8 protein-coding genes are annotated in these 13,352 nt (G+C 49.1%); all 8 read right to left on the bottom strand.

What is annotated here, in order from left to right:
* Positions 1-12: 12 nt before the first annotated feature.
* The 8 genes from rpsJ to rpoB all read right to left on the bottom strand — a co-directional run bounded on the left by rpsJ (position 13) and on the right by rpoB (position 13,214).
* A complete protein-coding gene (rpsJ, locus tag KNP68_RS13780; protein WP_021066604.1) occupies positions 13-321 on the bottom strand; it encodes a 30S ribosomal protein S10 in 309 nt (102 codons plus the stop codon).
* 378 nt (positions 322-699) lie between these two features.
* Positions 700-1,209: a hypothetical protein gene (locus tag KNP68_RS13775; RefSeq protein WP_029594430.1), complete on the bottom strand. Its 510-nt coding sequence runs from the start codon at positions 1,207-1,209 to the stop codon at positions 700-702.
* Between the two features lie 109 nt (positions 1,210-1,318).
* On the bottom strand, positions 1,319-2,506 hold the full coding sequence (gene tuf / locus KNP68_RS13770) for an elongation factor Tu (RefSeq protein ID WP_021066602.1): 1,188 nt from the start codon (positions 2,504-2,506) through the stop codon (positions 1,319-1,321).
* A 115-nt stretch (positions 2,507-2,621) separates the two neighbouring features.
* Entirely contained in the window at positions 2,622-4,700 is a 2,079-nt protein-coding gene (gene fusA, locus KNP68_RS13765; RefSeq protein WP_029594429.1) for an elongation factor G, read from the bottom strand.
* Positions 4,701-4,816: 116 nt separating this feature from the next.
* Positions 4,817-5,284: a 30S ribosomal protein S7 gene (gene rpsG / locus KNP68_RS13760; RefSeq protein ID WP_021066600.1), complete on the bottom strand. Its 468-nt coding sequence runs from the start codon at positions 5,282-5,284 to the stop codon at positions 4,817-4,819.
* Between the two features lie 48 nt (positions 5,285-5,332).
* Positions 5,333-5,755: a 30S ribosomal protein S12 gene (rpsL, locus tag KNP68_RS13755; protein ID WP_012727683.1), complete on the bottom strand. Its 423-nt coding sequence runs from the start codon at positions 5,753-5,755 to the stop codon at positions 5,333-5,335.
* A 288-nt stretch (positions 5,756-6,043) separates the two neighbouring features.
* Positions 6,044-9,643 (bottom strand): DNA-directed RNA polymerase subunit beta', encoded by a 3,600-nt coding sequence (gene rpoC / locus KNP68_RS13750; RefSeq protein ID WP_021066599.1) that lies wholly within the window; start codon positions 9,641-9,643, stop codon positions 6,044-6,046.
* Positions 9,644-9,665: 22 nt separating this feature from the next.
* On the bottom strand, positions 9,666-13,214 hold the full coding sequence (gene rpoB, locus KNP68_RS13745) for a DNA-directed RNA polymerase subunit beta (RefSeq protein ID WP_029594427.1): 3,549 nt from the start codon (positions 13,212-13,214) through the stop codon (positions 9,666-9,668).
* Positions 13,215-13,352: the final 138 nt, after the last annotated feature.

The raw sequence follows: 13,352 nt of genomic DNA, 5'->3' as shown, positions 1-13,352 counted from the left end.
CTATATGAAGAATTAAAGTTTGATTTCGATGTCAACACCTGATGGTAATTCGAGACGCATAAGCGCATCAACCGTTTTTGGTGTTGGGTTAACGATGTCGATCAAGCGTTTGTGTGTACGCATTTCGAACTGTTCACGAGCATCTTTGTACTTGTGAACGGCACGAAGGATCGTGTAGATCGATTTGTCAGTTGGAAGCGGGATTGGTCCCGAAACCTTTGCACCTGAACGCTTCGCAGTATCAACGATTTTCTCAGCTGATTGATCGAGTACGCGATGGTCGTATGCTTTTAAACGAATACGGATTTTTTCATTTGCCATGTAAGTTTCCCTCCTTTGTCGCCTATTTTTAAAAATAGACAGTTCTCCGCGGAAATTTCCACACCGGCCATGGCAAAGCTGCCTGGCGTGTCATAACCTCCCGCTTCATCGCAGCGTGCTTGTGTCAGCAGAGGTATCCGATCATTGCAAATCAACGATTGGACCCGATTTCTGCTGTAAAGTCTCTCACCACTCGCACAAACACTTAATCATTATATCGAATCTACATATGAAATGCAAGATTTGATTTTTTAATTGTGCCGGATGTCTGATGAGTTGTTCAACGTTCACTAATGTAACAAGATTCGAACCCATTTGCAAGCTATTTTCCTTCTTTTGTTGAACTATTTCTTTCGAGAACCGCCGTGCCAACTCGACCTAGCGTTTCATATAGGTTCCGAAGCGTTCGGTGACGGCTTCAATGACCGAGGCGGGGGCTCGTTTGAGACATGCTTGGACGATCCCTTCATTGAGCTCATGCGTCTCAAAATAATCCGCCAGTCGATTAAGCCGATCTTCCCGACCGATGACCGTATACAGCACGACCCACTCTTCGAGCCGCATCCAGCTGCCGACCGGTTCAATGTAAGGATGCGTATAAATCCCATCGGTACACTTCATCCGGAAACTGGCCATCACATCGATGTCGCCCCCTTCAAACACATATTCACTAAAGTATGTCGTCATGTAGTCGGCATGCGGTTTCGTTTCGACTTTCTCGCCGACTCGGCTCAACACTTGATCCAATCGTTCGAATTGATCCGGCTCCACGAATACATCCAAGTCATTCGTCGTTTCGATGAGTCCATGATGCTTCAATAACGTCGACCCACCGAACCGACACGCAATCCCATTTAAGCGGCATAACGTCTCGACTTGTTTTTCCATCCTCGTCACCCCTTCCTGCAACATATGTCCCATCTTACCACGTCTAGCCATAAAACAAAAAAGCAGCCCGCAAAATGCGGACTGCTTGAAAGGTCAGTGTATCAATCGATTACTCGATGATTTCAGTTACTGAACCAGCGCCTACTGTACGGCCACCCTCACGGATTGAGAAACGTGTTCCGTCTTCGATCGCGATTGTAGAAATCAATTCGATCGTCAACTCGATGTTGTCTCCTGGCATTACCATTTCAGTACCTTCTGGAAGGTGAACGATACCTGTTACGTCAGTTGTACGGAAGTAGAACTGCGGACGGTAGTTCGCGAAGAATGGCGTGTGACGGCCACCCTCTTCTTTAGAAAGAACGTAGATTGAAGCTTTGAACTTTGAGTGCGGCGTGATTGAACCTGGCTTAGCAAGTACTTGTCCACGCTCGATGTCTTCACGTGATACACCACGGAGAAGAGCACCGATGTTGTCGCCAGCTTCAGCGTAGTCGAGAAGCTTACGGAACATCTCTACACCAGTACATACAGTTTTCTTAGTTTCTTCTGTAAGACCAACGATTTCAACTTCGTCGTTGACGCGGAGAACACCACGCTCAACACGACCAGTCGCTACAGTACCGCGACCAGTGATTGAGAATACGTCCTCAACTGGCATCATGAATTCTTTGTCCGTGTCACGAACTGGCTCAGGGATGTACTCATCAACTGCGTTCATGAGTTCCATGATTTTTTCTTCCCACTGTGGTTCGCCGTTAAGCGCGCCAAGTGCAGAACCTTTGATTACAGGGAGGTCGTCGCCTGGGAAGTCGTACTCAGAAAGAAGTTCACGGATTTCCATTTCAACGAGCTCAAGGAGTTCTTCGTCGTCAACCATGTCAACTTTGTTCATGAATACGACGATGAAAGGAACACCTACTTGACGTGAAAGAAGGATGTGCTCACGTGTTTGTGGCATTGGGCCATCAGTTGCCGAAACAACGAGGATCGCGCCGTCCATTTGTGCAGCACCAGTGATCATGTTTTTAACATAGTCAGCGTGACCTGGGCAGTCAACGTGTGCATAGTGGCGTTTGTCAGTTTCGTACTCGATGTGAGCTGTTGCGATTGTGATACCGCGCTCACGCTCTTCAGGAGCACCATCGATTGCGTCAAACTTTGTAGCTGTTTTACCTTGTGCTTTTGAAAGTACAGCTGAGATCGCTGCAGTCAAAGTTGTTTTACCGTGGTCGACGTGGCCGATTGTACCAACGTTAACGTGCGGTTTAGAACGGTCGAATTTTTCTTTACCCATTCTAGATTCCTCCTCTATTAGACAATTAGTTTTTTATTTAACTAGGAAGACGTAGGCTACTTTTAACATACGTCCTCCTTAGCTTACAACAATCAATTAAGCGTTACAACCGTTATTAGCCGTTCGCTTTTTTGATGATTTCTTCTGCGATTGACTTCGGTACTTCTTCGTAGTGATCGAAGTGCATCGAGTACGTTCCGCGTCCTTGCGTACGTGAACGAAGCGATGTCGCATATCCAAACATTTCTGAAAGTGGAACCATTGCTTTAACGACTTGAGCGTTACCGCGTGCTTCCATACCTTCTACGCGTCCACGGCGTGACGTGACGTCACCCATGATGTCTCCCAAGTATTCTTCTGGGATAACAACTTCGACACGCATCATTGGCTCAAGGATTACAGCTTTCGCTTGTTCCTTAAGTTGTTTAACCGCCATCGAAGCAGCAACTTTAAACGCCATCTCGTTCGAGTCGACATCGTGGTACGATCCGAAGACGAGGGCAGCTTTAACGTCCACTACTGGGTAACCAGCGAGGATACCGTTTTCGAGAGCTTCTTCAATCCCGTTCTGAACAGCTGGGACGTATTCACGTGGTACAACACCACCGACGATCTTGTTCTCGAATGCGAATCCAGCGCCTTCTTCGTTCGGCTCGAATTCTACGACAACGTGACCGTACTGACCGCGTCCACCTGATTGACGTACGAATTTCGAATCGATCTTCGCAGCGCCACGGATTGTCTCACGGTAAGCAACTTGTGGTGCACCAACGTTAGCTTCTACTTTGAATTCGCGACGCATACGGTCAACGAGGATATCAAGGTGAAGCTCACCCATACCAGAGATGATCGTTTGACCAGTCTCTTGGTTTGTTTCAGTGCGGAAAGTTGGATCCTCTTCTGCGAGTTTCGCGAGGGCTTGACCCATCTTGTCTTGGTCAGCTTTCGATTTAGGCTCGATAGCGACCGAGATAACCGGTTCTGGGAATGTCATTGACTCGAGAACGACGTTGTCTTTCTCTGAGCAAAGCGTATCACCAGTCGTAGTATCTTTAAGACCAACGGCTGCGGCGATGTCACCAGCGAATACCATTGGGATTTCTTCACGGCTGTTCGCGTGCATTTGAAGGATACGACCGAGGCGCTCACGCTTACCTTTAGTCGAGTTCTTCACATACGAACCAGCTTGTGCTGTACCAGAGTACACGCGGAAGAACGTCAATTTACCGACGTAAGGATCCGTCATGACTTTGAACGCAAGTGCCGAGAACGGAGCTTCGTCAGAAGGCTCACGCGTGATTTCTTCTTCTGTGTCGAGGTTAACACCTTTGATTGACTCAACATCAACTGGTGATGGGAGGTAATCAACAACAGCGTCCAACATCAATTGAACACCTTTGTTTTTGAAGGCAGAACCAACGAGTACAGGGTAGAATTCTACGCTGAGTGTTGCTTGACGGATACCAGCTTTGAGTTCTTCGATTGAGATCTCTTCGCCTTCGAGGTATTTCATCATCAACTCTTCGTTGTAGTCAGCAACCGCTTCGATCAATTGACCGCGAAGTTCTTCAGCTTCGTCAGCCATGTCAGCTGGGTAGCCATCCGTTACTTCGATGTCAGTACCGAGGTCGTTCGTGTACATGTATGTCTTCTTCTCAACGAGGTCGATGATTCCTTTGAATTCATCTTCCGCACCGATTGGAAGTTGGATTGGATGTGCGTTTGCGTGTAAACGTTCGTGAAGTGTTTTCACCGAGTACAAGAAGTCCGCACCGATCTTATCCATCTTGTTGACGAATACGACACGTGGAACACCGTAAGTCGTCGCTTGACGCCATACAGTTTCTGTTTGTGGTTCAACACCTGACTGAGCGTCAAGTACCGCAACAGCGCCATCAAGTACACGGAGTGAACGTTCAACTTCAACTGTGAAGTCTACGTGTCCAGGTGTATCGATGATGTTTACACGGTGGCCATTCCACTGTGCAGTTGTCGCTGCAGAAGTGATCGTGATTCCACGCTCTTGCTCCTGCTCCATCCAGTCCATTTGTGAAGCTCCTTCATGAGTTTCACCAATCTTGTGGATACGACCTGTGTAATAAAGAATACGTTCAGTTGTTGTCGTCTTACCGGCATCGATGTGAGCCATGATCCCGATGTTACGAGTATTCTTTAGGGAGAATTCTCTTGCCATACTGGGTATTCTCCTTCCGCATGTGTTTTTCGTGTGCTGGCACACGATATGATTATACCCGAAAGCCACTCCATTAAGCCACCGCTTGGTGACGTGGAGTGGTCTTTACGTTTAACTTACCAACGATAGTGAGCAAACGCTTTGTTCGCTTCTGCCATCTTATGCATGTCTTCGCGTTTCTTAACAGACGCACCAGTGTTATTGGCTGCATCCATGATTTCATTCGCGATACGTTGCTCCATCGTTTTCTCGTTGCGGAGACGAGCGTAGTTCACGAGGTAACGAAGACCAAGTGTCGTACGGCGCTCTGGACGAACTTCAACAGGAACTTGGTAGTTTGCTCCACCAACACGGCGAGCTTTAACTTCAAGTACAGGCATGATGTTGTTCATTGCTTCTTCGAACACTTCCATAGGCTCTTTGCCTGAGCGTTCAGCGATGAGGCCAAATGCGTTGTAAATGATAGTTTGAGCTGTACCTTTTTTACCGTCTAACATGACACGGTTAATGAGGCGAGTTACCAATTTCGAGTTGTAGATCGGATCTGCGATAACGTCACGACGTTCTGCACGGTTTTTACGCATCCGAGTACCCTCCTTTCAAAATTTCAGTAGTTTTTAGTTTTGCGAGAATTACTTCTTCGCAGCTTTCGGACGTTTCGTACCGTATTTAGAACGGCCTTGCATACGTCCGTCAACACCTGCAGTGTCAAGCGCACCACGAACGATGTGGTAACGTACCCCTGGTAAGTCTTTTACACGTCCTCCACGGATAAGAACAACGCTGTGCTCTTGAAGGTTGTGGCCAATACCTGGAATGTACGCAGTCACTTCGATTTGGTTAGTCAAACGAACACGAGCATACTTACGTAATGCCGAGTTCGGTTTCTTCGGAGTCATTGTACCAACACGTGTACAAACACCACGTTTCTGTGGCGAGCTCACGTTAGTTTGTGACTTGATGAAACTGTTGTAACCTTTGTTAAGTGCTGGAGAGTCAGATTTAACGACTTTCGATTTACGTCCTTTACGGACTAACTGGTTGATAGTAGGCATCTTTGAAGATCCTCCCTTCCTGAATTATGCTATTTTCTAGACCCACCGACCCGGGTGGTTCATTTAAGGTCATAACGAAACGCTTTTACGAGGCGTAGGCATTCCATGACCTCGCAAAAACGTGAGTTATACCTTGAAAGTGGCAATAATAGCAGCCAAACCTTTCCGGAGAAAGATCGGGTGACGTCCAAGTAGCTTGCCGACTGCTGGACACCGTTGTCATCGACAACAACCGATTGGCGGCACTAAATCATAGTAGCACCGCCAACCCATGCTGTCAAGACGTTTTTATTCTACCGTCGTGTCTTCGAGAACGGCTTTCGTCTCTTCTTCTTTGAGTTTAACATCACGGTAAACCGGCATCCCAGTACCAGCTGGAACGAGTTTCCCGATGATGACGTTCTCTTTGAGTCCGAGGAGATAGTCGCGCTTGCCTTTGATGGCAGCGTCTGTCAATACACGAGTCGTTTCTTGGAACGAAGCGGCCGAGAGGAACGAATCTGTCTCAAGCGACGCTTTTGTGATTCCGAGAAGGACCGGTTTCGCTGTTGCCGGGCTCTTGCCTTCGCGAAGCGTATCTTTACACGCTTCTTTGAAGACGCTGATATCGACGAGCGAACCAGGGAGAAGTGGCGTGTCACCAGACTCGATGACTTTGACGCGGCGAAGCATTTGGCGAACCATGACTTCGACGTGTTTGTCGCCGATTTCTACCCCTTGCATGCGGTAAACTTTTTGTACTTCTTGGAGCAAGTAGTTTTGAACACCAGATACACCACGGACGGCGAGCAATTCTTTCGGATCGATCGAACCTTCCGTGAAGACTTCTCCGGCTTCTACTGTATCTCCGATTTGAACACGAAGACGTGCTCCGAACGGAATCGTGTACGTACGTGTCTCACTGAGTCCTTCGACGGTGAGTTCACGCTTGTCACGCGATTCTGTAAAGTCGATGACCGTACCAGGGATTTCCGAGATGACCGCTTGCCCTTTCGGGTTACGAGCCTCGAATACCTCTTGGATACGTGGAAGACCTTGTGTGATATCATCTCCGGCTACCCCACCTGTGTGGAAGGTACGCATTGTAAGCTGCGTTCCTGGCTCACCGATTGATTGCGCGGCGATGATTCCGACAGCTTCGCCGACTTCAACGTTCGAGCCAGTCGCCAAGTTGCGGCCGTAACATTTCTTACATACGCCGTGTGACGTGTTACATGTAAAGGCTGTACGGATTTCAACTCGTTCGATTCCAGCGTCGACGATGTCGCGAGCGAGATCTTCGGTAATCAATTGGTTCTTCTCGACCATGACTTCACCCGTTTCCGGATGTGCCACTGTCTCGAACGCTGTACGGCCGACGAGGCGGTCATACAAGTTTTCGATTTCTTCCGTGCCTTCGCGGAGAGCGGCAACGCGGATTCCGCGGTCCGTTCCACAATCTTCTTCACGGATGATGACATCTTGGGCTACGTCAACAAGACGACGCGTCAAGTAACCTGAGTCAGCCGTCTTAAGGGCTGTATCGGCAAGACCTTTACGCGCACCGTGCGTCGAGATGAAGTACTCTTGTACCGTCAGACCTTCACGGAATGAAGATTTGATCGGAAGTTCGATGATGCGGCCAGATGGAGCGGCCATCAAACCACGCATCCCTGCGAGCTGCGTGAAGTTGGACGCGTTACCACGGGCACCTGAGTCAGACATCATGAAGATTGGGTTCAAGCGATTGAGGGATTTCATCAATCGTGATTGAATCTCATCCTTCGCTTCGTTCCAAGAGCGTACAACGCGCTCGTAACGCTCATCTTCAGTGATGAGACCGCGACGGAATGACTTCATGATTTGATCGACTTGAGTTTGCGCTTCATCAAGGATTTCTTGTTTGTCCGGAAGAACGATGATATCAGCGATTCCGACCGTCACACCGGCTTTCGTCGAGTGTTTGAAGCCGAGATCTTTCATCCGGTCAAGCATGCGGCTTGTTTCAGTCGTTTCGAACTTCTGGAACACTTCCGCGATGACTTTTCCAAGGAATCCTTTTTTGAACGGCTCGACCAAAGGACGTGAGGCGATTTCTTCTGCCACGTTGGCACCTTTGTCGATGAAGTACTTGTCAGGCGTTGCTTCCTGTAAGTTTTCCATCGTCGGCTCGTTCAAGTATGGGAACGTGTTCGGCAAGATCTCGTTAAAGATCATCTTACCGACCGTTGTGATCAACATTTTCTCGTTTTGCTCATCTGTGAACGTCGGGTTGTTGAGCGTACGTGCTGGAAGAGCGACACGTGTATGCAAGTGGACATAGCCATTTTGATACGCGATGAGCGCTTCGTTCACGTTCGACAAAATTTTCCCTTGTCCGACGGCATCGTCGCGTTCAAGCGAGATGTAGTAGTTACCGAGGACCATATCCTGCGATGGTGTAACAACTGGTTTTCCGTCTTTCGGGTTCAAGATGTTTTGCGCTGCGAGCATGAGAAGACGAGCTTCAGCTTGCGCTTCAGCAGAAAGTGGTACGTGAACCGCCATTTGGTCACCATCAAAGTCGGCGTTATAAGCCGTACATACGAGCGGGTGAAGGCGAATCGCGCGACCTTCGACGAGAATCGGTTCGAAAGCTTGAATCCCTAGGCGGTGAAGCGTTGGGGCACGGTTCAAGAGAACCGGATGCTCACGAATGACTTCTTCAAGGACGCCCCAGATTTCTGGTTGCATCTTCTCAATCTTACGTTTGGCGTTCTTGATGTTCGACGCGATGCCGCGACCGACAAGTTCTTTCATCACGAACGGTTTGAAGAGTTCAAGGGCCATCTCTTTCGGGAGACCACATTGGTACATCTTCAAGTTTGGACCAACTACGATAACCGAACGTCCTGAATAGTCGACCCGTTTACCAAGAAGGTTTTGACGGAAACGACCTTGTTTCCCTTTCAACATGTGTGAAAGTGATTTAAGGGGACGGTTACCTGGTCCTGTGACCGGACGACCACGACGACCGTTGTCGATGAGGGCGTCAACCGCTTCTTGAAGCATACGCTTCTCGTTTTGCACGATGATGTTCGGCGCGCCGAGATCGAGCAAACGTTTGAGACGGTTGTTTCGGTTGATGACTCGACGATACAAATCGTTCAAGTCAGATGTCGCAAAGCGTCCACCGTCGAGCTGCACCATCGGGCGAAGCTCTGGCGGAATGACAGGAAGTACTTCAAGAATCATCCAATCTGGATCATTACCTGACGTGAAGAACGCATCGAGCACTTCAAGACGTTTAATCGCACGTGTACGACGTTGGCCTTGAACCGTCTTCAATTCTTCGCGGAGTTCTCCGACTTCCTTCTCGAGTTGAACGTCTTGAAGGAGTGTGCGGATGGCTTCTGCACCCATGTCTGCTCTGAAGTCACTGCCGTATTTTTCACGGTAGAGACGGTATTCTTTTTCCGAGAGAAGTTGTTTCTTCTCAAGCGGAGTATCACCTGGCTCCGTCACAACGTACGACGCGAAGTAGATTACTTCTTCGAGCGCACGTGGTGACATATCGAGAACAAGCCCCATTCGGCTTGGAATCCCTTTGAAGTACCAGATGTGCGAAACTGGTGCCGCGAGCTCGATATGGCCCATACGCTCGCGACGCACTTTCGCTTTCGTCACTTCAACGCCACAACGGTCACAAATGACTCCTTTATAACGGATTCGTTTGTATTTCCCGCAGTAACATTCCCAGTCTTTCGTAGGACCGAAGATTCGTTCACAGAACAATCCGTCCTTCTCTGGTTTAAGTGTACGATAGTTGATCGTTTCCGGCTTTTTGACTTCCCCGTAAGACCACGAACGGATCTTCTCGGGTGAAGCCAAGCCGATTTTCATATATTCAAATCGATTAACATCTACCAAGGGGCCGACCTCCCTTTTCGCCTTATTCCTCTTCCGTAACAGTCGGTTGAACGACTTGTTCTAACGCCGATGTTGCGTTCGGGATGTTGTCGTCATCTTCATCTTTCATTTCAACTTCTTCATCGTCCGCAGACATCATCTTGACTTCCATACCGAGCGCTTGGAGCTCTTTGATCAAGACGCGGAACGACTCAGGAACGCCCGCTTTCGGAACGCTCTCACCTTTCACGATGGCCTCGTATGCTTTCACACGACCAACCGTGTCATCCGACTTGATTGTAAGGATTTCTTGGAGCGTGTAGGCTGCGCCGTACGCTTCAAGTGCCCATACTTCCATCTCACCGAAACGCTGTCCACCGAACTGTGCTTTACCACCGAGCGGTTGTTGCGTGACGAGCGAGTATGGTCCTGTCGAACGAGCGTGAAGTTTATCATCAACCATGTGCGCGAGTTTGATCATATACATGACACCGACCGAGACGCGGTTATCGAACGCTTCACCAGTACGACCGTCATAGAGACGAGTCTTGGCATCTTTGTCCATTCCAGCTTCTTCAATCGTTGCCCATACGTCTTCCTCACGCGCACCATCGAATACAGGTGTCGCCACTTTGATGCCGAGCTTTTTAGCCGCCATTCCAAGGTGGAGTTCGAGTACCTGACCGATGTTCATCCGTGATGGTACACCTAGTGGGTTAAGCATGATGTCAATCGGTGTGCCGTCCGGCATGTATGGCATGTCTTCTTCAGGGAGAATGCGCGAGATAACACCTTTGTTACCGTGACGTCCCGCCATCTTATCCCCTTCGTGAATCTTACGTTTTTGAACGATGTAGACACGAACCATTTGGTTCACGCCTGGTGAGAGTTCGTCACCGTTTTCACGATCGAACACTTTGACGTCCAAGATGATGCCGTCGCCGCCGTTTGGTACACGGAGTGACGTATCACGGACTTCACGTGCCTTCTCACCGAAGATTGCGTGCAAGAGACGCTCTTCCGCCGTCAATTCAGTCACACCTTTAGGCGTAACTTTACCGACGAGGATATCGCCATCCTTGACTTCCGCACCGATGCGGATAATCCCACGGTCGTCCAAGTTGCGAAGTGCGTCATCACCGACGTTTGGAATATCACGTGTGATTTCCTCAGGTCCGAGTTTCGTGTCGCGTGACTCTGATTCGTACTCTTCGATATGAATCGACGTGTACACATCATCTTTCACGAGGCGTTCACTCATGATGATCGCATCCTCATAGTTGTAACCGTCCCATGTCATGAAGGCGACCACGACGTTACGACCGAGCGCGAGCTCACCCATATCCATCGACGGTCCGTCAGCAAGGATTTCTCCTTTTTCGACACGGTCACCAGCAGCGATGATCGGCTTCTGGTTGTAGCATGTCCCTTGGTTCGAACGGACATACTTTTGAAGTTTGTAGCGGTCAAGGTCACCTGATACCTCAGAACCGTTCACGTCAGACGTGCGGCGGACTAAGATTTCGCGTGCTGTGACACGCTCGACGACACCTGGGAATTTCGCGATAATCGCGGCCCCAGAGTCTTTCGCTGACACGTACTCCATCCCAGTACCGATAATCGGTGAATCTGGTTGAAGAAGTGGTACAGCTTGACGCTGCATGTTCGCTCCCATGAGGGCACGGTTCGAGTCATCGTTCTCAAGGAACGGGATACATGCCGTTGCGGCAGAAACAACCTGTTTCGGCGAGACGTCCATGTAATCGACTCGGTTCGGCTCAACTGACAAGTTTTGTCCGCGGAAACGGCAAAGGACTTGTTCGTTGGCGAATCCGCCTTCTTCTGTGAGCGGCATGTTCGCCTGAGCGACGACGTAGAGATCTTCTTCATCCGCCGTCATATATTGAATCTCGCTCGTGACGAGACCTGTTTCAGGGTCGACTCGACGGTACGGAGCTTCAATGAAGCCGTACTCGTTTACTTTCGCATAAGACGAAAGCGAGTTGATGAGACCGATGTTTGGTCCCTCCGGCGTTTCGATTGGACACATCCGACCGTAGTGCGAATAGTGAACGTCTCGAACTTCGAAACCGGCACGCTCACGTGTCAAACCACCCGGTCCAAGTGCAGAGAGACGACGCTTGTGCGTGAGCTCTGCGAGCGGGTTTGTTTGGTCCATGAACTGTGACAACTGCGAACTACCGAAGAACTCTTTTAGCGACGCGATAACTGGGCGAATGTTGATTAACGCCTGTGGTGTGATCGCGTTTTGATCTTGAATCGACATCCGTTCTTTAACGACACGTTCCATACGAGAAAGCCCGATCCGGAATTGGTTTTGGAGAAGTTCTCCGACTGAACGAAGACGACGGTTTCCTAAGTGGTCAATGTCATCTGTTGTTCCGACTTCGTGTAATAAGTTAAAGAAGTAGTTGATCGATGCGATGATATCAGCCGGTGTGATGTGTTTCACGCTACGGTCGATATTGCCGTTACCGATAATGTTCAAGATACGCTCTCCATCTGGGTCATCTGGTGAGATTACTTTGATCGATTGAAGACCGAACGGTTCACCTTCAGCGACGCCGCCTGTCGGCTCAGCATCCATATAACCGAGGCCGTTCTCCAAGTGTGGAAGAACGCGGTCAAGGTTGCGACGATCGAGGACAGTTCCAGCTTCGGCGATGACTTCACCTGTTTCTGGGTCAACGAGCGTCTCGGCCAATTTTTGGCCGAAGAGACGGTTTTTAAGATGAAGTTTTTTGTTCATCTTATAGCGACCGACGTTTGCAAGGTCGTAACGTTTTGGGTCGAAGAAACGAGAAACGAGAAGTGACTTCGCGTTCTCAACCGTTGGTGGTTCACCAGGGCGGAGACGCTCGTAAATTTCGATTAACGCTTTTTCTGTTGATTCTGTATTATCTTTTTCAAGGGTGTTACGAAGATACTCGTCATCCCCGAGAAGGTCGATAATCTCTTGGTCCGTACCGAAACCGAGGGCACGCAACAACACCGTTACCGGGATTTTGCGGGTACGGTCAATACGAACGTAAACGATATCTTTGGCATCTGTCTCAAGTTCGAGCCATGCACCACGGTTCGGAATAACAGTCGCTCCGAAGCCGCGCTTACCGTTTTTATCGAGTTTCGCGTTGTAATAAACGCTTGGTGAACGAACGAGTTGGGAAACGATAACGCGTTCTGCACCGTTAATGATAAACGTTCCCGATTCTGTCATGAGCGGGAAATCCCCCATGAACACTTCTTGTTCTTTGAGCTCACCTGTCTCTTTGTTTTGCAAACGTACTTTTACGCGCAATGGCGCAGAGTAAGTTACGTCTCGCTCCTTCGACTCATCGATCGAATACTTCGGCTCACTGAGCGAATAGTCGATGAACTCGAGCACGAGGTTTCCGGTGAAGTCGGAGATTGGCGAAATGTCCGTAAACATCTCTTTCAATCCTTCACGCAAGAACCACTCGTAAGAAGCAGTTTGAATTTCAATCAAATTCGGAAGCTCTAATACCTCACTGATACGGGCAAAGCTTCTTCTCTGACGGTGACGACCGTACTGAACAAGTTGACCAGTCAACTGATTCACCTCTCAGACCCCCAATTCTCTATCGAATTTTTCGGGCGTAATAATCGAACATTGTCATTGAATGTCGCCTCTTTTCCGCGTCTAAAAAGCGGCAAACGCGGCAGTTCAAAGCGAATTCCATTCCAATGG

The sequence above is a fragment of the Exiguobacterium sp. s50 genome (assembly GCF_018618175.1).
Classification (GTDB): domain Bacteria; phylum Bacillota; class Bacilli; order Exiguobacteriales; family Exiguobacteriaceae; genus Exiguobacterium; species Exiguobacterium chiriqhucha.
Note: the sequence above shows the minus strand (reverse complement) of the source record. Positions and strands in the feature narration are given on the sequence as shown.